18 protein-coding genes are annotated in these 24,518 nt (G+C 41.8%); 10 read left to right on the forward strand and 8 right to left on the reverse strand.

Features of this window, described 5'->3' with window-relative positions:
• The first annotated feature begins 75 nt into the window (after window positions 1–75).
• From pgi to nagP, 8 genes are all read left to right on the forward strand, one after another.
• Window positions 76–1,728, forward strand: a complete 1,653-nt coding sequence (gene pgi / locus QQK05_RS06140) for a glucose-6-phosphate isomerase (RefSeq protein WP_284296672.1) — start codon at window positions 76–78, stop codon at window positions 1,726–1,728.
• A 271-nt stretch (window positions 1,729–1,999) separates the two neighbouring features.
• On the forward strand, window positions 2,000–4,663 hold the full coding sequence (locus QQK05_RS06145) for a TonB-dependent receptor (RefSeq protein ID WP_284296673.1): 2,664 nt from the start codon (window positions 2,000–2,002) through the stop codon (window positions 4,661–4,663).
• Between the two features lie 65 nt (window positions 4,664–4,728).
• Window positions 4,729–5,766: a cupin-like domain-containing protein gene (locus QQK05_RS06150; protein WP_284296674.1), complete on the forward strand. Its 1,038-nt coding sequence runs from the start codon at window positions 4,729–4,731 to the stop codon at window positions 5,764–5,766.
• Window positions 5,767–5,788: 22 nt separating this feature from the next.
• Window positions 5,789–8,455, forward strand: coding sequence for a family 20 glycosylhydrolase (locus QQK05_RS06155; protein ID WP_284296675.1), 2,667 nt, complete (start codon window positions 5,789–5,791; stop codon window positions 8,453–8,455).
• A gap of 204 nt (window positions 8,456–8,659) precedes the next feature.
• Window positions 8,660–9,553 carry an N-acetylglucosamine kinase gene (nagK, locus tag QQK05_RS06160; RefSeq protein WP_284296677.1) on the forward strand — a complete coding sequence of 298 codons (894 nt, stop codon included), beginning with the start codon at window positions 8,660–8,662 and terminating at the stop codon, window positions 9,551–9,553.
• A gap of 11 nt (window positions 9,554–9,564) precedes the next feature.
• Entirely contained in the window at window positions 9,565–10,563 is a 999-nt protein-coding gene (nagB-II, locus tag QQK05_RS06165) for a glucosamine-6-phosphate deaminase NagB-II (protein WP_284296678.1), read from the forward strand.
• A complete protein-coding gene (gene nagA, locus QQK05_RS06170) occupies window positions 10,563–11,696 on the forward strand; it encodes an N-acetylglucosamine-6-phosphate deacetylase (RefSeq protein WP_284296679.1) in 1,134 nt (377 codons plus the stop codon). Before nagB-II ends, nagA begins: the two co-directional genes overlap by 1 nt.
• A gap of 52 nt (window positions 11,697–11,748) precedes the next feature.
• A complete protein-coding gene (nagP, locus tag QQK05_RS06175) occupies window positions 11,749–13,035 on the forward strand; it encodes an N-acetylglucosamine MFS transporter NagP (RefSeq protein WP_284296680.1) in 1,287 nt (428 codons plus the stop codon).
• Between the two features lie 81 nt (window positions 13,036–13,116).
• Here the strand turns inward: nagP and QQK05_RS06180 are convergent, their stop codons facing one another.
• The 5 genes from QQK05_RS06180 to QQK05_RS06200 form a co-directional block, all read right to left on the reverse strand.
• A complete protein-coding gene (locus tag QQK05_RS06180; RefSeq protein ID WP_284296682.1) occupies window positions 13,117–13,509 on the reverse strand; it encodes a helix-turn-helix domain-containing protein in 393 nt (130 codons plus the stop codon).
• A gap of 166 nt (window positions 13,510–13,675) precedes the next feature.
• A complete protein-coding gene (gene metH / locus QQK05_RS06185) occupies window positions 13,676–17,359 on the reverse strand; it encodes a methionine synthase (protein WP_407704864.1) in 3,684 nt (1,227 codons plus the stop codon).
• A gap of 1 nt (window position 17,360) precedes the next feature.
• Window positions 17,361–18,302 (reverse strand): homoserine O-acetyltransferase MetA, encoded by a 942-nt coding sequence (gene metA, locus QQK05_RS06190; RefSeq protein WP_284296684.1) that lies wholly within the window; start codon window positions 18,300–18,302, stop codon window positions 17,361–17,363.
• 189 nt (window positions 18,303–18,491) lie between these two features.
• Window positions 18,492–19,295 (reverse strand): substrate-binding periplasmic protein, encoded by an 804-nt coding sequence (locus QQK05_RS06195; protein ID WP_284296686.1) that lies wholly within the window; start codon window positions 19,293–19,295, stop codon window positions 18,492–18,494.
• 129 nt (window positions 19,296–19,424) lie between these two features.
• Window positions 19,425–20,267 (reverse strand): HDOD domain-containing protein, encoded by an 843-nt coding sequence (locus tag QQK05_RS06200; RefSeq protein WP_284296687.1) that lies wholly within the window; start codon window positions 20,265–20,267, stop codon window positions 19,425–19,427.
• Between the two features lie 225 nt (window positions 20,268–20,492).
• On the opposite strand from QQK05_RS06200, the gene trhP reads away from it, so the two are divergent.
• Complete coding sequence (gene trhP / locus QQK05_RS06205; protein ID WP_284296688.1) at window positions 20,493–21,845, forward strand: prephenate-dependent tRNA uridine(34) hydroxylase TrhP; 1,353 nt, start codon at window positions 20,493–20,495, stop codon at window positions 21,843–21,845.
• 6 nt (window positions 21,846–21,851) lie between these two features.
• Entirely contained in the window at window positions 21,852–22,097 is a 246-nt protein-coding gene (locus tag QQK05_RS06210; RefSeq protein WP_284296689.1) for a YfhL family 4Fe-4S dicluster ferredoxin, read from the forward strand.
• A 42-nt stretch (window positions 22,098–22,139) separates the two neighbouring features.
• Here the strand turns inward: QQK05_RS06210 and QQK05_RS06215 are convergent, their stop codons facing one another.
• From QQK05_RS06215 to QQK05_RS06225, 3 genes are all read right to left on the reverse strand, one after another.
• A complete protein-coding gene (locus tag QQK05_RS06215) occupies window positions 22,140–23,315 on the reverse strand; it encodes a mandelate racemase/muconate lactonizing enzyme family protein (protein ID WP_284296690.1) in 1,176 nt (391 codons plus the stop codon).
• A 15-nt stretch (window positions 23,316–23,330) separates the two neighbouring features.
• Complete coding sequence (locus tag QQK05_RS06220; protein WP_284296691.1) at window positions 23,331–24,101, reverse strand: class II aldolase/adducin family protein; 771 nt, start codon at window positions 24,099–24,101, stop codon at window positions 23,331–23,333.
• An 87-nt stretch (window positions 24,102–24,188) separates the two neighbouring features.
• Window positions 24,189–24,362 carry a hypothetical protein gene (locus QQK05_RS06225; RefSeq protein WP_284296693.1) on the reverse strand — a complete coding sequence of 58 codons (174 nt, stop codon included), beginning with the start codon at window positions 24,360–24,362 and terminating at the stop codon, window positions 24,189–24,191.
• Between the last annotated feature and the right edge of the window lie 156 nt (window positions 24,363–24,518).

The raw sequence follows: 24,518 nt of genomic DNA on the forward strand, positions 1-24,518 counted from the left end.
TAAGCATCAACCCAATTTGACAGCGCTGTCATTTTAACTTAATTTGATCATATCAATAACAAGTAGGTAATCAATATGACCCGACGTACTGCACTCGCAAGTTGGAAAAAACTTGCCGAGTTGGCTAGCTCTCAAGCTAACTTTAATATTCAACAGGCTTTTAATCAGGAGCCTAAACGATTTGATAATTACCATATAACGCTCGACAACTTACTATTCGATTACTCAAAAAATCTCATTAACGAAGAAATCTTTGAGGCGCTAATTAGTTATGCAATTGATTGCCAACTAGATAGAGAGCGTACACGAATGTTTAGCGGCGAAAAAATTAATAAAACAGAAAACCGGGCTGTTTTGCACACTGCGCTGCGCAGTGCATCTGCAGAGCCATTATGGCTCGATGGTTCAAACATACGAGAACAGGTTAAAAATGAACTAATCAAAATTGAGCAGTTCACCAATGCTATTCATGAAAAACATCACTTGGGCTACAGTGGCAAGCCAATAACCGATGTCGTCAGTATCGGTGTCGGTGGATCTAACCTTGGTCCGGAAATGGTTTGTAATGCGCTACCTCATTATCAAGTTAGTGAGTTAACCATGCACTTTGTATCGAATGTAGACGCCGCGCAATTGTTAAGTGTACTTGACAAGGTGAACCCGGAAACCACCTTATTTATTATCTCATCAAAAACCTTTACCACCTCAGAAACCATGACCAATGCAAAAACAGCAAAAGCCTGGCTTGTGTCTCACTTTGCAAATGAGAAGGCGGTTACTCAACATTTTGTCGCTGTCAGTAGCAATTTACAGAAAGTCGCCGAGTTTGGTATTTCGCCAGACAACATTTTCGCGATGTGGGACTGGGTCGGAGGAAGGTTTTCTTTATGGTCAGCAATCGCTTTACCCATTGCACTCTACATAGGTTTTGACCACTTCCAGTCTTTACTTGAAGGTGGTGAAAACATAGATCACCACTTTACTCAAGCACCTTTAACACAAAATATCCCAGTGATCATGGCACTTCTAAGCTTTTGGCACGCAACGTTTCTAGACAATCAAAGCCAAGTGATTTTGCCTTACGACCAAGCATTGGCAAAGTTTCCTGCTTACCTTCAACAAGCAGAAATGGAGAGTAATGGTAAATCTGTATCCACGTCAGGTGAAGACCTCACCTACCCTACTGTTGCGGCTTTATGGGGAGAAATTGGCATTAATGGTCAACACGCTTTTTATCAATTCTTGCACCAAAGCGTGAGTACAGTGCCCGCTGATTTTATCGGCTCTATCTATCCGAATCATAATCAAGATAGTCATCATGAAGTGCTGATGGCGAACTTCTTTGCCCAGAGTCAGGGCCTAATGACGGGAGTAAGTTCTTCTCAAGTTATCGAGCAATTACAAGCTCAAGACTTAAAGCAAGAGCAAGTAAGAGCGCTCGCACCACACAAAGTCCATAAAGGTAACAAGCCTTCAAATACCATACTCATCGATAAGCTCACTCCATACAGCTTGGGGCAACTCGTTGCGCTATATGAGCATAAAATATTTTGCCAAGGTGTGTTTCTAGATATTCATTCGTTTGATCAATGGGGTGTAGAGTTAGGTAAAGTCTTAGCAAATGACATCCAATCACAACTAAAAAACCAAGAGATTAAACAAAATCAAGATAGTTCGACTCAAGGATTACTGCGTCATTTTTTGTTCAAACAGCAACAATCGGGATAAATAAAACACAAAACACGACCAAATATCCATCAAAAACAGATAAAAACAAGTCATAAGAAAATGAAAAGCGACAAATATTTTCTTATTTAAAACAATAAATTAAATAAATCCTTAACTTTTTTTTAATAATTTTGTAGCCAAGATAAAAATTTCTGTGTAAGGTTTATACAAATTTGATGACAACGCTGTCATAAAAAGACAGCGCTGTCATTTTAAATACAAAGCAACAAACTAAAATAATATTCACAACAATGTGTATAAGGGAAAGTCAATGTCATCTAAACACTTTAAAAAAGGCGTCTTAGCAAGCTCAATTGCAATGGTGCTATCAGGTGGTGCTGCGCCACTTGCTTTTGCTGACGAAGCAAATGCTAAAGCAGAAACAGAAGTCATCGAAGTTCGTGGTATTCGTGGCTCTTTGAAAGAAAACATTAATGCGAAACGCTTTTCAGACTCTATTGTTGATGTCATCACTTCTGAAGACATTGGTAAATTCCCTGATAAAAACGTAGCTGAAACCCTGTCTCGTATCACCGGTGTCGCGGTAAGTCGTGAATTTGGTGAAGGTGAGAAAATCAGCATTCGTGGTGCAGGCCCAAAATACAACCGCACATTGTTAAATGGTCAAACAGTTGGTACTGCTGACTGGTTTATCCTAGATGAAGCAAACCGTAGTTTTAACTACACTATGCTTCCTTCAGTAATCGTTAAAAACTTAGAAGTTTATAAGTCACCAGAAGCTGCTACCGACGAAGGTTCAATAGGTGGTACGGTTGTTTTACGTACTCGCCGCCCACTAGAGCTTGATGCGAACACGGTAAGCCTTTCATTAGAAGGTCAATACTCTGAAACATCAGGTGAAACAGACCCACAATTAGCAGGTATGTACTCGTGGAAAAACGAAGACGAGAATTTTGGTGTCATGATTTCTGCAGTCAGCCAAGAGCGAACACTTGAGCGTCAAGGTTTCGAAGTATTAGGCTGGATCGAAGATGAAGCAGACGATTACATCGTACCACGTAACATTGGTGCACCTCGTTTCCTTCAAGATCGTAAGCGCGACACGGTATTTGCAACCTTACAATACGCACCATCAGATGAGCTACTATTCACATTTAACGCACTGTCATCAAAGATGGATGTTGATAACCAGAACGCTAACTTAATTAACTTCGCATTTGCAGACCGCGCAGAAATCATTGCAAACGCGACAAAAGTTGAAAACGGTGCAATTTTAGCCTCAAGTGCAGGTGGTAACTATGCCTACAACTTTATCAACCGTGTATCTAGCACAGAAACAGAGCAATTCCATTTAGACGTTGATTACGAAGGTGATAACTACACGTTAAACTTTGAAATCGGTACGACGGCAGCAGAAGGTGGTACCTACCGTGAAACGTCATGGGAATATGTTGCTGTTGGCGCAGGTTACGCATACGACTTAACAGGTACGCCTAATGTTGATATCGGTGTAAACCCAGCAGATGGCAGTAACTTTGCAGCCGGTTGGATCTGGGGTGGCGCTAAGCCAACAACAGACGAAGAAACGTTTGCACAACTTGACTTAGAATTCCCAGTAGAAGTTGGTCCATTCTCTGCGTTAAAAACGGGTTTAAAATACCGTCAAGCTGAGCGTACTCAAGGCCGTCATGCGTACAGCTGGCACGCTCCATTTACCGATGGTGGTGGTGCAGATTGGAATGTGTACTTAGGCCACATCTTTGAAACATGCCCAACGCTAGCCGATTGTGGTCTTGATGCATTAGGTTCGGTTAATGTTGACGTTGCCGCAACGGGTAACCTAACCAGTCAAGTTGCACACAATCGTGCGTTAATGGAAGAAATTGCATTTGGTGGCCTTAACGGTATTAACGCAGGTTACGCAATTCACGACAACTTACCAGAAATTTGGGAAGTTGAAGAAGATATCTTAGCATTTTACGTGCAAGGTGATTTTAGTGGCGAAGGCTACCGCGGTAACTTAGGTTTGCGCTACGTGAGTACTGATCAAACTTCATATGGTTATGAGTTCTCAGGTGAAACTTGGGGCCTAAATACTATCAATGGCGACTGGTTAACGCCAGAAACACTAAACTGGGTAAGCGAATCTAATGATTACTCTGAAATGCTACCAAGCTTCAACATTGCATTTGATCTAAATGATGAGCAAATTCTACGTGTAGGCGCAGCTCGAGTAATGGCTCGCCAAAACTGGGCAGATATCTCATCTTCTGAGACTTATGGCTCTCTAAATGGTGGTCGTGGTTCAGGAACACGCGGTAACCCACAACTTTCTCCAACAATTGCAAACCAATTCGATGTCTCTTGGGAATGGTATTACGCTGACGCATCAGTGCTATCTGTTGCCTACTTTGCAAAAGATATCAAATCACTTCGAACATCGACTGTTGTAACAGAAGACCGTTACAATGAAGAGACAGAAACGTGGGTACCTGTAGACTTTACGCAACCAGGTAATGGCTTAGCGGGTACTATCGAAGGTATCGAGTTTGGCATCCAACATGACTTTGGTGGCTACGGTGTACAAGCAAACTACACCTACACAGATTCTTCAGCAGAAGAAGAGCGTGACCCAACTAAACCAGGCTCAGGTCTAGTTGAAGGGACATCACAAGACATGCTTAACTTAACGGCATACTATGAGAACGATACGTTCGGCGCTCGTGTAATGTATAACTACCGCAGTGAATGGTACAAAGGGTTACACTTCAATGGCGATGAGTTATTTAACGATGCATTTGGTCAATGGGATGCGAGCGCATCGTGGAACTTCAACGAATACCTAACCTTTACGCTTGAAGCCGTAAACTTAACAAACGAAGAAATTGTTGAGTACAACGGTAATAAAGAACGTGTGATGTCTATTTATGAAAATGGTCGTCGATACGTAGCCGGTGTTCGTGTTAACTTCTAAACGTTAACACCTAAAAAAGCCGAGCCTAGCTCGGCTTTTTATTCACAAAGATTGTTGAGTGAGTTATGAAAACACGTCCATTGAAACAAGTTGCTGTTTGGCACAATGTTGATAAAGCAACATTTACCCAAGAAATTTTGCCTTTAGCAGAACCTGCAATATTGAAAGGTTTAGTCAACCATTGGCCGCTTGTTCAACATACGTCAGACACAACTCGCTCAAGTTATGTTGCATTAATTGATAGCCTTAAAGCTCTCTATATAGGTGGTAATGTTCAGTTTGCCCGCCTTGACAAACAATCGGCAAATAACCGCTATTTCTACAACAGAGACTTCAGTGGATTTAACTTCAAGCGCGAAGTTGCGAGCTTTGACACCTTTGCAAACGCATTATTGCGAAATGAAATTAGTAGCCATGAAGCGGTTGCGATCCAAAGCGCGCCAGTAAACGATTACTTTCCAACATTTACGCAAACTCATGAGTTATCATTATTTGACGCATCCGTTGAGCCACGTTTTTGGTTGGGTAATCACTCTACCGTTGTGCCGCACTATGACGATGCCGACAATATTGCTTGTGTCATTGAAGGTAAACGCAGGTTTACCCTATTCCCGCCAGAACAAATCAATAACCTTTATGTTGGACCATTAAATCATACACCCGCCGGAGCTCCCGTTAGCCTGGTTGATGTAAACGTGCCTGATTTTAATAAATATCCAAAATTTAAAGAAGCACTCAACCATGCCCTAGTTGCAGAGCTTGAACCTGGCGACGCTATTTATATCCCAACGCTATGGTGGCATAACGTTGAAGCGCTATCGAAGGTCAACTTATTGGTGAACTATTGGCAAGGAGGCTCAATTGCAGGCAATGATAAGCCCGTACCGATGGATAGTTTATTGTTAAGTTTAATGACCATAAAACAACTTCCAGAGGCAAAAAGAAAAGCATGGCAAGCTTTTTTTAATTACTACATTTTCGAGTCGCAGCAAGACAGGATTACTCACATTCCAAACCACCTTCATGGTGTACTTGGCGAGTTAAGCGAGACTCATAAGCAACAAATAGCAAATTGGTTAATTAGCCAATTATCTAACCAATAAACACGATTAATAGGCTTGGTACATGAGAGTTTTACAATTTACCTTGATCTCAGCATTATCTATTGCAGGCGCACTAACACTGAGTGCTTGCTCTCCAAATCAACATCAAGAAGAGAACGCCCTAAATAAAGCAACGCAAAATGATATAGATCATATTGCAAGCACACTAGACGTTAAGTTTGCCCTCGTTACAAACCAACCATCTAAGCAGTGTGATAAAAATACAACAGATGGAAATTGTTTCACCGCTAAATTAACGCTGACGGCGGCAGAGGCTATTAATGCAAAAAATTGGCAAATCTATTTCTCACAGATCACGCCAATCCAATCGTCAAGCAGTGATGAGTTTATCATTGAGCATATTAACGGTGATATCCATCGCTTAAGCCTTACACCAAAATACTCTGGCTTTGCTAAGAATGAGACGAAAAGTGTCACCTTCTATGGGAGTTACTGGTCGCTATCAGAATCTGACGCTATGCCCAACTATTTGGTCACGGCACCTGAATTAAACGCACAAGTTATTGAAAGTACAAGAGCTACTATCGATGCTGATACAGGGCTTGAAATCTTACCGCATGTAGAAACATATACCAGCAACAAGCATCACTTTAAGCGCACAGCAAACGACAAAACTCAATGGCTGACAAGTCAAACGCTATTTGACCGAAATGCGCCTCATTTTAATGCTGAGGTCAGCGAAGATGATATTGCTCAAGCGATCATTCCGACACCATTGAAAGTGACAAGGCATCCAGACAACAAGTTACTATCAATTAAAAATGGCTTGAACATTGTATTTAATCAAGTGCCATTGGCTTCAGTGAGTGCGGCGCTCGAACGATTAAGCTCTATGGGCATTCAACAGACAAATGACGGTACCCCAGTTCAACTATTTATTGAACCTAAGCCAAATCGTGTTAATGGCAGTTATCAATTATCGATAACCGAGGATGGTATTTCGATCACAGGACAAGACGAGCAAGGTGTATTCTACGCACTTCAATCGTTAGCAAGCTTAGTTGTTCTGGAATCCGACACAATCCCGCAGTTGGAAATTATTGATGCGCCACTATTCGAGTTTAGAAGCATGCTTGTCGATGTCGCACGTAATTTTAAAAGCAAAGCCTTTATTTTAAAACTTCTCGACCAAATGGCAGCATACAAGCTCAACAAGTTTCACTTTCATTTAGCTGATGATGAAGGTTGGAGAATTGAAATACCAAGCCTTCCTGAACTAACACAAATTGGCGGTCAGCGTTGTTTTGATGTGACAGAACAAGCATGTTTAATGCCTCAACTTGGCGCTGGCATTGACACTGAAAGCCCGGTCAATGGCTACTACACCGTTGCCGATTACCAAGAGATTTTGCGATATGCTAGTGCACGACACATACAAGTGATCCCATCACTTGATATGCCAGGCCATTCTCGCGCCGCTGTGAAAGCAATGACTGCGCGCTTTGAAAAGTACAAGCAACAAGAAATGCTTGATAAAGCAAATGAATTTCTCTTGTATGAAGCCGACGACTACACAAAATATTCGTCAGTTCAATACTATCAAGACAACACCATCAATGTATGTTTAGATTCCGCTTACCACTTTGTTGAGCACTTGATGAAAGAAGTTCAACAAATTCATAAAGAAGCTGAACATCCACTAACGCGCTACCACATTGGCGCAGACGAAACAGCAGGTGCATGGGTAGAAAGCCCAAGCTGTAAAGCGTTCTTAGCTAACAATACCGAAGGTATTACTGAAGCAAAGCAATTATCAGGTTACTTCGTTGAACGTGTTGCAACTATGATTGCAAAACTCGGAATAGAACCTGCCGCGTGGGCAGATGGTTTAGAACATACGCGCGTAGAAAACATGCCATCAGTTGTTCAAGCCAACGCTTGGGGGCCTTTGATGTGGAGTTCACATAGTCAGACACATGAGCTGGCTAACAGGCAATGGCAAGTCGTGATTTCATCACCTGATGCGTTGTATTTTGATTTTCCTTATGAAGCAGATCCCAAAGAGCATGGTTACTATTGGGCAAGCCGAGAAATTAATACAGAAAAAGTATTTCAATTTATGCCCGAAAACTTGCCTATTCATGCCGAATTTTGGAATGACCGCGAAAATAACCATTATGTAGCTGACGATACTAAGCAAGTCGATGAAAACAACAAAATAAAAAGTGAACCACTACACCCTGGTGTAAAATTTTATGGTGTTCAAGGTCAGCTTTGGACAGAAAACACGCGTTCGGACGATATGGCTGAACACAAAATTTTCCCTCGCCTATATGCACTTGCCGAGCGTGCTTGGCATAAGCCAAGCTGGGCCGTTAACTATGACTATCAGGGCAAAAAGTACGATAAGAACTCTGGCATCTTTACTCAAGAGCTAAAAGCACAACGCGATCGTCAGTGGCAAAAATTTGCCCAAACCTTGGGACAAAAGGAATTACCAAAACTCGAGCTTGCCGATATTGCTTATCGCCTGCCAACAGTTGGCGCAAAAATAATCAACGAGACATTACATGCAAATATCGCATTTAAGGGGTTAACCATTGAGTACCAAATAAATGACGGTGAATGGGTGACCTATCAACAACCTGTACCAGTTAATGGCAAGGTTAAAGTGCGTGCACGCAGTTATGACGGTTCTCGCGCAGGCCGAAGTTGGCTGGTTAAGTAACCTTGCCAGTCAAAAAAGTATAAGGATTATGTGCCTAAAACACCCGTTATCACTGCTTTAGGCACACAGTTTAGTGGTTGTTAAAAAAATATTGCAGAAATGAAAAATAATAAATGACAACGCTGTCATTTATGTTAGTATGACTGTAAAAGTAAACCAAGTATTTATTTAGTAACTCAAGAAAGAGTTACCTAAGAGGTCAAAATGCCGACAGAAAATAAAACATACTTTTTAGGAATTGACGGTGGTGGCAGTAAGTGTAAAGCCATCATTGTTTCTGAAGACAATAAAGTATTAGGCACAGGGATATCTGGACCTGCAAACCCTATTCACGGTTTTGAGCAGGCAACACACTCAATAACAGAGTCAGCTTTACTTGCACTTGATGATGCTGGGTTGTCTAACGTTAGGCTTAGTGATTTAGTTGCTGGTGTTGGTTTAGCTGGGGTAAACCTACCTGTTTTGTTTGAACAAATGTCAGCATGGCAACATCCGTTTAAAGCTATGCATTTAACAACAGATTTATTAATCGCCTGCCTTGGTGCACACCAAGGTAAAGATGGTGCTGTCATGATTTCGGGCACGGGTTCATGTGGGTTTAGTTACGTTGATCAACGACCATTTATGGTGGGCGCACATGGCTTCCCTCATGGAGATAAAGGCAGTGGCGCTTGGATTGGTTTACAGGCAACGAAAAACGTATTGCTATCGCTTGATGGCCTAATCGAGCCAACAACACTTAACCAAGATATTTTAACGCACACAAAAGCACAAGATGCTCTTGCTTTAGTCGAAGCGATTGCAGGAAAGCCCGCAACTTATTATGCACAACTCGCCGGTTACGTTTTCGCCCGTGCTAATGAGGGCGACAAAATTGCCAAAGCAATCATTTTAGAAGGCGCTCAATATTTGAGTAGCGTTGCCAAACGGTTATCGCAACAAAATCCACCTCGTCTTTCAATTATTGGTGGTTTGTCGAGTTTCATCGTCCCTTGGCTTGAAAAAGATGTACAAGCCAATTTATCTGAGCCTGTTTACCCTCCCGAAATGGGCTCGGTTCTTTTTGCTAAGCAGCAAGTTGCCATCGCTGCACAATAATAGGTTTTACTATGACAAACACTCTAATGGAACAAGAGGCGAAACAAACGCCTCAAGTTATCGAGCAACAGCTCAAAAACAACAAAGCAACTGCACAATCGATTGCACAAAAGCTTCAACAATTAGCACCAACAAATGTGATGATTATTGGCCGTGGTTCATCTGACCATGCGGGCGTATTTGGCAAATATTTAATCGAAGTTGAAGCCGGCATTCCCGTGAGCTCAGCAGCCCCATCTGTTTCAAGTGTTTATAACAAACAATTAAAGCTGGATCGTAGTTTTGTCATTGTTATCTCTCAATCAGGTAGAAGCCCAGATATTTTAGCACAAGCGAAGATGGCCAAAGATGCGGGGGCATATTGTGTAGCATTAGTGAATGACGAAACCTCGCCATTAGGTGAAATTGTTGACGATGTTCTGCCATTATCAGCAGGTGCTGAAATATCTGTGGCGGCTACAAAGAGCTATTTAGCAACACTATCCGCTTTACTTCAGCTCACAGCCTACTGGACTGATAACCAAATATTGGTATCTGCGCTTGATAGCTTACCTGAAGCGCTGCAATCAATGATTGAGTCAGCCCCACAATTAACGCCAGAATCTATTGAAGGCGTTAAAAACTTAGTAGTACTTGGTCGCGGATTAGGATTTGCGGTATCAAAAGAAATGGCGTTAAAACTTAAAGAAGTAGCCAGTATTCATGCCGAATCATTTAGTAGTGCAGAGTTCTTGCATGGCCCTGTGACCCTCGTTGAACAAGGCTTAGCAGTGATTAACTGTCAAGTGTTTGATGAGAGCTTACAGGCGCATCAAGAACAAATAACAGAAGTTAGGCACCGTGGTGCAAGTGTTGTCGATATCAAACAAACTGACAATGAAATACATCCTCGCCTAGCGCCACTAATTGTATTACAGCGATTTTATTTAGACGTTGCCAATGTAGCCGTGTATCGTGGTTTTAATCCAGATGAGCCAAAAGGCCTCAAAAAAGTAACACGGACTTTGTAATGAACGAAAAGAGTATTAGCGTAGCCAAATTGTTCGACGGTGAACGGTTTTACAACAATTGTCGCGTAACGATTAACAACGGCAAAATTTTAGCAATAGAACCTAATGTTGCAGATAGCCAAGTAAACTACCAAGGCTTGCTTGTACCGGGGTATATCGATTTACAAGTCAATGGTGGTGGCGGTGTATTGTTTAACTCAACGCCGACAGTAGAAGGCATAAAAGCAATATTCGCTGCTCACAATAAATTTGGCACAACGGCGATGCTCCCTACGTTTATTACAGACAATGTTGATCAAATGGCTCTTGCTGCACAAGCTATCAGCGACGCCATCAATGAAGGGATAACGGGTATTGTTGGGGTACATTTTGAAGGCCCTCATCTAAGCGTAGCTAAAAAAGGAGCTCACAGTGCCGAATATATTAGGCCAATAAGTGAGGCTGAATGGGAAATTCTTTCACGTAAGGATCTGGGCAAGATTATTGTTACGATTGCGCCAGAGACCGTTCAAGCTGCCGACATTTCCCGAATGGTTTCATTAGGCATTAAAGTTTGCATAGGACACACCAATGCAGATTATAAAACGGCTCAACGAGCAGTAGATGCTGGTGCAAGTGGTTTTACGCACCTATACAATGCGATGTCAGCGCTAACCTCACGCGAACCAGGTGTAGTCGGTTGCGCCCTACTTAACGATCACACTTACTCCGGGTTAATTATTGATGGGCACCATGTGGACTACACCAGCTGCGAAATTGCATTAAAAGCAAAGGCACAAGGTAGTGTCTTCTTGGTGACTGACGCAATGCCACCAGTAGGCACTGAAGATAATAAATTTGCCTTTTTTGATCGCACCGTTCATTTACATGACGGCAAGTTAACGTCAACAACGGGTGAATTAGCTGGCTCGGTACTCGATATGGCGACTGCCGTTAAAAACTGCCATAAATTTGCTCATCAATCACTAGATGAAGCACTGCGCATGGCAAGCTTATACCCCGCTAATTACATCAATGAAAGCCACCATCGCGGCCGTTTAACCGTTAATCATTGCGCCGATATGGTGTTGTTGGACGATAACTTTAACGTTCAAAAAACATGGGTAGGTGGCGTACAAACGTACACAACATAAATTAATTAAAACAACATAAAAACAATAATTTATAAAAGAATGAGGAAGTATTATGACAGCAAATGCGATTGCGCAAACTAAACAAAGCAGCGTGGTGCCTATGACCATCGTCGCTGTTTTGTTTTTCATCCTAGGTTTTGCTACCTGGATAAACGGCTCTTTAATGCCTTATTTAAAGCAAGTCTTGGCATTAACACCTTTTCAGGCGTCGTTAATTCTTTTCTCGTTTTATATTGCTGTTACCTTCACTGCCATTCCATCAGCTTGGTTAATTCGCAAGGTAGGCTACAAGAAAGGTATGGCACTAGGCATGACGGGCATGATGCTAGCTGGCCTTCTATTCATCCCTGCAGCCAAAACGCAAATTTTTGCGTTGTTCTTATTCGCTCAACTAGTTATGGGTGCGGGTCAAACTTTATTGCAAACAGCGGTAAACCCTTATGTTGTTAGAATAGGACCGGAAGAATCAGCTGCCGTTCGTGTGAGCATTATGGGCATTCTTAATAAAGGCGCAGGTGTTGTAGCACCACTTGTATTTAGTGCGCTAATCGCAAGTAGCTTCCAAGATACAGTTGGCACTGAGCTAACAACTGCACAAATTGACGCCATGGCAAACTCTCTAGTTACCCCTTATTTAGGTATGGCCATATTTATTGGCGTATTAGCATTAGCAGTTTTCAAGTCACCACTACCGGAGCTGGAGAAAGAGCCAGAGCATAAAGGTGAAAACTTAATTAAACAAACACTTGCTCACAAACCATTAGCATTAGGTGTAATAGCGATTTTTGTTTACGTTGCGGTAGAAGTGATTGCGGCGGATACCATAGGTACCTACGCCCTGTCTTTAGGCATTGAAAACTATGCAGTGATGACGTCATACACCATGGTCTGCATGGTATTAGGTTATGTGCTTGGTATTTTAACGATTCCACGCTTTATCTCTCAGCCTGGCGCATTATCAATTTCAGCCGTATTAGGCCTGTTACTAACCTTAGCTGTAGTGTTAGGAGATAGTGAGTCTTACGTGATTGCTGAAACACTACTCGTGCCATTTGGCGGCGCAATGTTGCCAGATACCCTGCTTTGTATTGCCTTTCTTGGTTTAGCTAACGCAATTGTTTGGCCTGCCGTTTGGCCTTTGGCCTTATCAGGCTTAGGCAAGTTAACATCTACAGGCTCTGCTTTACTCGTAATGGGCATTGCGGGCGGTGCATTCGGCCCATTATTTTGGGGGTTGTTAAGTAATACTTCGCTAGGTCAACAAGGTGGCTATCTGGTGATGTTGCCCTGTTATGCATTTATTCTTTACTACGCATTAAAAGGCCATAAACAAACGTAATGTATACCCTCCTCTCGTGGTAATTCCACAGGCATAACCTTATCGGTTATGCCTTTTTTTTGCGAGTCTTGGAAGAAACTCTTATTCAGTCGCATTTAAACGCGCTAATAAACCCTTGGCATAATTTATCGCATCACGTTCAACTTTTGTGATCGGTTCTTGCTCTCCTTTTTTAGGCCCTTTTAAGATCGATTGAGCAAAGTCTATCGCATCACGCTCCACTTGATACAACAACCCCGTCGGTGGTAACACTTTCTCTTGGCCATCATGGTTTTGGGCTTCGGTTTCTTGAAACAACGTTTGAGATAACTCACTGACGGAGGTTTCAAACACAGCAGCTAAACATTTTAATGACTCTAAACTTGGCTGCTGACCACTTTCTAGACGTTGAATCGTACGAACACTAACCCCCGCTAGCTCAGCTAGATCCTCTTGTGACCATCCTTTATCTAATCTTCTTTGTTTAATTGTCATAATAACTCATCTTATTCCGACTTAAGTAAAGTGTAGTTTATGACAAAAAATACAGCTGAGTAACACGACACGAACCCGACAATTGCCAAAAGTCATGAAAAAACAAACGATAACGAACAAAAAAGGCACAACATTATGTTGTGCCTTTCGTCCAGTTAGCGATTAACTAATCTTCCAAATTAGGTGCTAGCCAACGCTCTGCTGTGTCTAAGTCCCAACCTTTTCGGTCAGCATAATTTTGCACTTGGTCGTGATCTATTTTCGCCACTGCAAAATATTTGGCGTCAGGGTGCGCAAAGTACCAACCACTAACCGCAGCACCGGGCCACATTGCATAACTAGAGGTGAGCTCCATGCCTATGTTGTTTTCAACATCAAGTAACTTCCAGATAGTGCCCTTTTCAGTATGCTCAGGACAAGCTGGGTAACCTGGCGCCGGGCGAATACCTTGATAAGATTCTCGAATTAACGCTTCGTTATCAAAGTTTTCTTCTGCCGCATACCCCCAATATTCCTTGCGAATTTGCTCATGCAGATACTCCGCACTCGCTTCTGCTAAACGGTCGGCTACAGCTTTCATCAAAATGCTATTGTAAGTGTCGTGTTTCGCATCAAGTTCAGCAACCAGCTCATCACAACCAAAACCTGCAGACACGGCAAATGCCCCCATGTAATCATCAACACCTGAATCTTTCGATGCGATATAGTCCGCTAAACAACGGTTGTACTGTCCTGCTGGCTTTTTACCTTGTTGGCGTAAATGATGGGTTGTTAGTAAATGCTGAGTTTTCGCTTCGTCACTATATAAAAGCACATCGTCATCTTCGCGCACTGCAGGGAATAATCCAAACACTGCTTTAGCACTAAGCTTTTTGTTATTAATTACGTCATCTAACATCGCATTAGCATCGTTAAATAATTTAGTTGCCTCTTCACCAATTAGCTCGTGCTCAAGGATTTTCGGGTACTTACCCGATAACTGCCATGTCATGAAAAACGGTGTCCAATCAATGTAGTTGCGAACAACGTTTAAATCTAAATCGTCAATCACGGTCACACCCAACTTATTCGGCTTTGTTGGCGTGTAATTGTCAAAGTTAATAGGGCTTGGATTAGCTTGTGCGTCTGTTAACGAGACAAGTGTTGAACGTGGGCCTTTATTGAAATGACGTTCTCTAACTCGTTCATACTCTTTAGTTTGACGCTCCATAAATGCAGGGCGTAGTTCATCAGATAATAACGAACTTACCACCGACACTGAACGTGAAGCATTTGGCACATACACCACTGGATGCTCGTATTGGGGTTCTATTTTAACTGCCGTATGCGCTTTGGAAGTTGTTGCACCACCAATTAATAATGGCAAATCAAAACCTTGGCGTTGCATCTCTTTAGCAACGTGAACCATTTCATCAAGTGATGGTGTAATTAACCCTGATAAACCAATCACATCTACCTTTTCTTCTTTGGCTACACGCAGTATTTCTTCACATGGCACCATAACCCCAAGATCGATGATTTCGAAGTTATTACATTGAAGTACAACGCCAACAATGTTTTTGCCAATGTCATGCACATCGCCTTTTACCGTAGCTAATAAGATTTTGCCGTTTGAGCTTGCTTCGGTTTTTTCTTCTTCAATAAACGGTTGTAAATGGGCAACGGCTTGCTTCATTACACGCGCCGACTTAACCACTTGTGGTAAGAACATTTCACCAGCGCCAAACAAGTCACCAACCACGTTCATGCCATCCATTAATGGCCCTTCAATAACGTCAAGCGGACGATTAGCCTCGAGTCTTGCTGCTTCGGTATCTTCAACAATGAACTCATTGATACCTTTAACAAGTGCGTGCTCTAAACGTTTTTTTACAGGCCATTCGCGCCATTCAAGATTCGCTTTGTTATCTTTGCTACCGGCTTGTCCACGATACTCTTCAGCAATATCTAGTAAGCGTTCGGTTGCGCCGTCATCTGAGTTCAATACCACGTCTTCAACGGCTTTTAATAAGTCTTTTGGAATATCAGAATAAATCGCCAGCTGACCTGCATTGACAATCCCCATATCCATGCCGTTTCGAATACAGTGATAAAGGAACACAGCATGAATCGCTTCACGAACAGGGTTGTTGCCACGGAACGAGAAGGATACGTTAGAGACACCACCAGAAATCATCGCATGTGGTAAGTGCTCTTTGATGTCTTTTACTGCTTCGATGAAATCAACAGCGTAGTTGTTGTGCTCATCGATACCTGTTGCTACCGCGAAGATATTTGGGTCGAAAATAATATCTTCTGGTGGGAAGCCAATTTCATCCACCAAAATATGATACGCGCGCTGACAAATCTCGAACTTACGTTTCCGGGTTTCTGCTTGACCTGTTTCGTCAAATGCCATCACGATAACGGCCGCACCGTAACGACGTATTAGCTCTGCCTGCTCGCGGAAAATTTCTTCCCCTTCTTTCAAGCTAATTGAGTTAACAACCCCCTTACCCTGAATACATTGTAAGCCTGCTTCTAAAATGTCCCATTTCGACGAATCGATCATCACTGGCACTTTGGCAATATCAGGCTCACCGGCAATCAAATTTAAAAAGCGCACCATGGCAGCTTTGGAATCAAGCATGCCCTCATCCATATTGATATCGATTATCTGGGCGCCGTTTTCAACTTGTTGTAAAGCGACTGAAATTGCCTCATCGTAGTTTTCTTCAGTGATTAAACGTTTGAATATCGCCGAACCTGTCACATTGGTTCGCTCACCTACGTTAACAAATAAACTTTCTTTTTCGATGGTTAGCGCTTCAAGACCGGATAGTCGGCATGCAATGGGTTTAGCTTCAATCTTTCTTGGTTTTATTTTTGCGACCGTTTCAGCCATGCCTCGAATATGATCAGGTGTAGTACCACAACAACCACCAACGATATTTAAAAAGCCTGCCTGAGCCCACTCCTCAATATGTTGATTCATATCTTCAACACTAAAGTCATATTCACCAAATGCGTTAGGTAAACCGGCATTTGGGTGAGCAGATACCGCGTAATCGCTTATACGGCTTAATTCTTCAACGTATTGGCGAAGCTCCACGGGACCTAGAGCACAGTTCAAACCAAATGAAATTGGCTTGGCGTGTCGTAATGAATTATAAAAAGCTTCAGTGGTTTGCCCCGATAATGTGCGACCTGAGGCATCGGTGATGGTGCCTGAAATCATCACAGGTAAACGGACATCTTCTTGTTCAAAGACCGTTTCAACAGCGAATACCGCAGCTTTTGCATTTAGTGTATCGAAGATAGTTTCAATTAAGATAATGTCACTACCACCTTTTATTAGGGCAGTAGTTGATTCAATATACGCCTGCTTTAATTCTTCAAAACTAACGTTACGAAATGCAGGGTCATTAACATCTGGGGAAATAGAACATGTACGGTTAGTGGGCCCTAACACACCAGCTACAAAACGTGGTTTTTCTGGTGTCTTTTTATTGTATTCATCCGCCGCCTGACGCGCTATTTTTGCCGCTTCTAAGTTGATCTCATAGCTGATATCTTCCATCTCGTAATCAGCCATTGCAATCGTCGTTGCGTTAAAGGTATTGGTTTCTAGAATGTCAGCGCCTGCTGCCAAATATTCATCATGAATGGTGCGGATAATCTCAGGTTGAGTAAGCACTAACAAATCGTTATTGCCTTTTACGTCGCAATGCCAGTCTTTAAAACGCTCGCCACGATAATCCTGTTCTTCGAGCTTGTATGCTTGGATCATGGTTCCCATTGCACCATCCAAGATTAAAATGCTGTTTTTTAAGGCCTGTGTTAATTGATTAAACGATGCTAACTGCTGCACGTTACTCTCCTGTGATTGATGTCTGAATATGCTCAGCATCTAATTGGTATGGGGTGATTTGGTAAACGTAATAGTTTATCCAGTTATTAAATAATAAACTGCCGTGACTACGCCAACTGCTTCTTGGATCGTTATTTGGATCATCACCTTTAAAGTAATTAACAGGCACTTTTGGCTCAAGGCCCATCGTAACATCACGCTGATACTCTTGAGCTAGGGTATGTGCGTCATATTCTGGGTGTCCTGTAACAAACACATGACGTTTATCTTCGCTAGCCACCAAGTAAACACCTGCCTCATCAGATTGTGCAACAATGTTTAAGCCGTCGACTGATTGGTAATCTTGCTCAGTGACTTGGGCATAGCGTGAATGTGGTACCTTAAACTCGTCATCAAAACCACGCGTTAGCTTCTCCAGTGGTAACAGTACTTCATGGTTATATACGCCTGATAGCTTTTCATCGCGCAGTTCACGGTCAATGCCGTAATGGTAATAAAGCGCGGCATGTGCAGCCCAACAAAGATACATGGTTGAGACAACATTTTGCTGCGCCCAATCAAAGGCTTCACAGATTTTGTCCCAATAGCTTACATCTTCATAATTAATTAAACCAAGCGGTGCGCCAGTAATAATTAAGCCGTCGTATTGCTTATCTTTCACGTCGTCGAATAAACGATAAAATGACTCTAAATGTGAAGTCGGCGTATTTTTCGACGGATTTTTATGAATGCGCACGAGCTCAATGTTAATTTGCAAAGGCGTGTTCGATAGCATGCGTAGAATTTGCACTTCCGTTTCAATTTTGTTTGGCATTAAGTTCAAGATCGCCACTTCCATCGGACGAATATCTTGGTTTACTGCGCGATGTTCAGACATCACGAAGATATTCTCATTGCCGAGAATATTTAATGCAGGTAACTGATCTGGGATTTTAATTGGCATGCTAGCTTATCCAATATTGCTGTAATTCAATAACTTGATAAAAACTCAATTTAGAAGTTTTTACATATAAACGTTTAGACGTCTAAACAATATCAAATTATCAACAAATAGCAAGTTGGAATTGCAACTAAAGCGCAAGTTAGTATTGTCTAATTTATTACCAGTAAATATGACACTGAAAGTGGATTGTTATTGCGATGAGGCAGGCACCGTTTGCAACACATCAGTTGTAGAGTAGTTCTTAAGGTGACGCTCTAAGATTGCTTGATAGGTGCCATTGACCTTTATTTTCTCTAATCCTACATTGAAATCGTCACGTACAGCTTGATCCCAAAACGCATTGTAGAAACCAAATTTATCACCAAATATTTTAGAGACTTGGTAATCCCTATTTTTTTGCTGATAATCAGCTCGCTCCTGAAAGTATAAAAATATTTCATGGGCTAACACGATCACATCAATACGACCGAGGAACATCATTCTTACCTGTGTTTCTTGCCTTGCGGTTTCCTGATAAAGGCCTGTATCTTTGTTTTTATCGGCAATCGATTTATATTCTTCGCCATAAAAAAGGTGAGCGCGTTGATGGGCAATGATGGACTTAGCTTTTAAATCATTTATCGAGTTAATATCAAAGTTGTTCTTCTTTAAATGCACCGCAACCGTTTGATATTCAGGTAACACAATATCGGAATAGTACACGCTTATCTCTGAAAAGTTCTTTTGGGTCACGATTGTGCAATCAACTTCTCGAGTACTGAATGCGATTGGTAGACGACCATATGGATAACTTACAAAGTTAACCTGGTACCCCATGATAGCTAAGCTTTCCTTAACTATATCCACTTCCGCACCGGTAATTTCATCTAAGTCATCAATACTGTATGGAGGAAAGTGAGCTACCCCTACAGATATAGTTTTATTGTCAGCACTCAGTACAATAGCGTGCCAACACATAAGAAAGATGAGAAGAGAATGCTTAAAAACCGTCATTCTTTTAAGCTAGCATATATAAAGCGGTTTTCAATGTATGACTAGGTTTATGGTTTTCGACTCCTTATTTCTGAAAACAAAAAAGGCCTCGAATGAGGCCCTTTTACTATCAATCACTTCAACTAATAATTAGTTAAACATTGCCTTCACGTTTGCCGCCATTTCTTCAAACTCTGGCGTATCCATAAAGCCAACGTCAGGCATTACACCTTTGTCTGCATAGCTTTTCAATAATACAGAGCACGTAGATTCTGATTTGAAAATACCTTTTTTAATAGCACCCGCGCGAATAAAATCCAGGTAACTGACCTCTTTCGGAAGTACTGTTAGGTCGCTCCAGTCGCGAACAATTTCGGTAAAGTCTTCAGTAAAGCCCCACGCCTTTGTCACTTCTGCACCTACAGGACTTGCAAGCTTGATAATTGCTTGTTGCAAGAACGTTGGATTTGCAAATACATCAGGGTGGTTTTTGGCTTCCGTTAAAATAGGTAACACGCCAACATTATGGATAAGCGCCGCAAGTGCTAGCGTATCGAGGGTTAATGGCGAGTGTTTGTTATCATTTTTGTAGAATGTCATTAATGCGATAGCGACAGACGCCACTTCAACAGTTTTTTCCCATGACTTTTTCAGGTACATACTGATAATTTCATTGTCAGAGATGAATACTTGTTCAAGTGCCATTGCCGTAGCAATACTCTTAATTTGACGTAAACCGATACGAGTGACTGCTTGGTTTACTGTTTCTACTTTTACTGAACGTCCCATAATCGCACTATTTGCCACTTTCAACATGCCTAACGATAAGGCAGGATCCTGGCTAATAATGTCACTCATTTGGTTTAGGTTAACCTCTGGGTCGTCGGCTGCTTCCCTAACTTTTAAGGCAATTTTTGGTAAGGTTGGTAATACTAGCGCGTCTTGTTTTATTTTCTCTATCAAGATTATGTAGAGGGCATTTTCTGTTGCCATAGAAGAAATCCTTAAATTTAGTACCTAATTACAAAATAGCACAAATTTGTGTTTTATCATGCACTTCTGAACAAACAATTAAAATAAGGTAAATCATTACAAAATAATGATTTTTGATATACATCAAAGAAAGTGCGAATTAATAATCGGTTTACATTCTTCATGTTGAAGGCCAAGCGTGCGGAGCTGTAAAATACGCGGCCTTGTGATTAAGTAGGAATGTAGATGTTTTCTCCTGAATTGCTATCCCCAGCAGGTAGTTTAAAAAATATGCGTTATGCTTTTGCATACGGTGCTGATGCGGTTTACGCAGGTCAGCCTCGATACTCATTGCGCGTGCGAAATAACGAATTTAATTTAGATAATCTAAAAATAGGTATTGATGAAGCACATGCCTTAGGTAAAAAGTTCTACGTCGTTACCAATATTGCACCACATAACAGTAAACTGAAAACGTTTATTAAAGACCTAAAACCTGTGGTTGATATGGGGCCTGACGCATTAATCATGTCAGATCCAGGCTTAATCATGTTAGTTAAAGAGCATTTCCCCCACATGCCTATCCATCTGTCGGTACAGGCAAATGCGATTAACTGGGCAACCGTTAAGTTTTGGTATCAGCAAGGGGTTGAGCGGGTAATATTATCGCGTGAACTATCAATCGATGAAATTGAAGAAATTCGCCAACAATGCCCTGAGGTAGAATTAGAAGTTTTCGTACATGGTGCGCTATGCATGGCCTACTCTGGTCGTTGCCTATTATCAGGCTACATTAACAAACGTGACCCAAACCAAGGCACATGCACCAACGCCTGTCGCTGGAAATACGATGTCCACGAAGCAAAGGAAAACGAAACGGGCGACGTCATTGCCATTGCGTCGCAACCTGAACCTGAAATTTACACACCGAGTGATGAAATCGTCCTACTGCAAGAGCAAGGCCGACCAGGTGAATATATGCCTGCGTTTGAGGACGAGCATGGCACCTACATCATGAACTCAAAAGACTTGCGTGCGGTGGAGTTAGTTGAAAGGTTAGTAAAAATTGGCGTTCATTCATTGAAAATTGAAGGCCGTACTAAGTCGTTTTATTACTGTGCTCGCACTGCACAAATCTATCGACAAGCGATTAATGACGCTGTCGCAGGCCGGCCATTTAATGACCGCTTAAATGTTGATCTTGAGCATTTAGCCCACCGTGGTTATACCGAAGGCTTTTTACGTCGTCATCGCCATGGCGACACACAGAACTATGAATACGGCTACTCAATCAGCAAAACTCAGCAGTTTGTCGGTGAAGTTACCGGATTAAATCCAGCTAATGGTTTAATCGATATTGACGTAAAAAATAAGTTTTTAGTCGGTGATGAACTTCAACTCATGACGCCTAATGGTAACCAAAGCTTTACCCTAACCCATATGGAAAATAATAAAGGTGAAGTGATTAAAGATGCCAAAGGTTCTGGTCACAAAGTGTCATTATCTTTAGAGACGGACTTAGACCTTACCCACGGTATTCTGCTACGCTATTTAGAAGAGGGTGAAAATACACGTAACCCTTTTTTACAGGCAAAGTAAGTAACCATGGCATTAAAAATATTAGACGCTTGCATTAACTGCGATATGTGCGATCCCGAATGTCCGAATGAGGCAATTGCACTTGGTGATAAAATTTATGAAATAGATCCCGACAAATGCACCGAATGCGTTGGTCATTATGACAACCCTACCTGCGTTTCAGTTTGTCCAATCGACTGCATTATCAAAGACCCAGATAATGTCGAAACCGAGGAAGAGCTACTCGGAAAATTTTTATTGATGCACGGCTAACAGATAATAAAAAAGGAGCGATTAAGCTCCTTTTTTATTATTTTATTTTACTGTGACATGTGGTGAGCGTTTAACGACTTCATCGTTTAGTTCAATACCAATACCTGGCGCTTCCGATACTTCAAACACCCCATTTTTAGGCTGTGGATCTTGAATACATAACTCCCTATTCCACGATTTAATTGCATAGGTGTGATGCTCGTGAATTAAGAAATTAGGAATAGCAGTTTCTAAATGCAATGATGCCGCTGTGGCAACAGGTCCACCACAAACATGTGCTTGAATACGTATGTCATATACATCTGCGTAATCACATACTTTTTTCGCCTCAGTGAATCCTCCACATAAACCAACATCTGGTTGTAGTACGTCGATTGACTGATCTTCAAAATACGGACGGACGTCCCAGCGATGATACAAACGCTCACCACCGGCAATAGGTACCCGTAAATTGTCAGAGACTTTCTTATGCACTTTTGAGTTCAAGTAATTGACTGGTTCTTCAAACATCATGCAGCCAACTTCTTCTATGACCTCTCCCATTTGAATCGCTGATGCCGCCCCCATTAACGAGTGCGCTTCGAATATAATATCGACATCGTCGCCAACAGCTTCTCTAATTGCTCGCAATCGATTACCAAAAAGCTTCATTTGAGGCTTAGTAAATAGTTTAGTGCGATCAAATGAAGACTCACCATTAGCATCGTAAACAATTGGATCAACCTTAACGCAGTCATAGCCTTCGGCCATCGCTTTATGGGCAGCTTCTGCATATTCTTCAGGCTCAATGAGCTTCTTACATTCTTTGTCCCAGTCAAACTGAAGCTGACTTGCATAGGTTCTTAATTTCGTATTTACTTTGCCACCAAGTAACTGGTACACAGGTACACCCAATGCTTTGCCTTTGATATCCCACAATGCGGTATCAATTGCGCTCATTGCTGAATAAAGTACCGGGCCGCCACCTAACCCCCAGAAGCTTTCGCGCAACATACGAGACCACAACATTTCAGTTTGAAATGGATCTAAGCCAATCAGCACAGCTTCGGCGATTTCTTTGATCATCGCGGCTGCCGCACTGTGACCCCAGTCATACGCTAAACCAGCTTCACCTACCCCGCTAATACCTTCGTCAGTGTGAATACGAACAAATACAGGATTCCACGGCGGACGCTCCGGACAGTGGATATCAAAAATTTCTACATGAGTTACTTTCATTGTTATACCTAAATTCTATTGAGCAAAACTTGGATCTGCTTTGTAAACACGGCGAAGCATCGCTGGCCATGATTTTTGTCCACCGGTAAGCCCTGAGTGAACGACATTAGCTTGCGCTTTAATGTTATCAACAATCGCCTGTTCAACCATCACGGGTTTCATGCCGGTAGACATAATTTGCAGCTGCACTTGGCAAGCTCGAGTTAAGTCATACATATGCATAAAGGCATCACCAATTGTTTTACCAAGCGTTAAGCCACCGTGATTACGCAACAACATAAAGTTCTTGTCGCCTAAGTCTGACTGCAAACGTAACTTTTCATCTGCGTTAACAGCCAAACCTTCATAATCGTGATAACTCATTGATGCTAAAGCAAACATTGCATACTGACTTAGCGGTAACAAGCCCTCTTCTAAACTTGCGACGGCAATGGTTTCGTTGTTATGCAAATGGAGCACACACATCGCATCGTGACGCACTTGATGGACCGCTGAATGAATCGTGAATCCTGCGGGGTTAATATCGAATGGGCTATCATCATCCAAAACGTTGCCATTAATATCGATTTTTACAAGGTTCGATGCGGTGATTTCGTCAAACGCCAAACCAAACGCATTAATTAAATAATCATCGGTATCAGGAATGCGTGCAGAGATATGTGTATAAATTAAATCGTCCCAACCATGCATAGCAACAAGTCGGTAACAAGCAGCCAAGTCAACACGAGTTTGCCACTCAGCGTCAGAAACTTTGCCTTTTAGAGAAGGTGTTGGAATGTCGAACATAGCCTGTACTTTTTGTTTTGGATGTCTATATGGCTAACTCTACCTTAGTTTTTTACTCGAATAAAGCATTCAGATGAACAAAAATAGCTACATGATTCCTCTGATCATAGCGGCAATAAGCAATACAAAAACCAAAATCATAATGATTTTAGAATACTTTCCTTGCTGTTGCTCATCCATAGGTTTGCCGTACTTTTCACCTAAAAGTACCATCAACGCAACGCCACCAAAGACGCACGCCAGTATTATCAATAACGTCATAAACAAACTCTCTTAAATTCTTGATTTGTACCAATTCAATTTGCTTTGCTCTTACTTCCTCATCGAAGCGATGAATTCACTAAATATTTAATAAAATTGGTATTGTTACTGCTATTAAAGCATTTTTTAATTAAAATAGTCATGAGTATTAGTTAC

Source organism: Thalassotalea loyana (assembly GCF_030161435.1).
GTDB lineage: Bacteria > Pseudomonadota > Gammaproteobacteria > Enterobacterales > Alteromonadaceae > Thalassotalea_G > Thalassotalea_G loyana.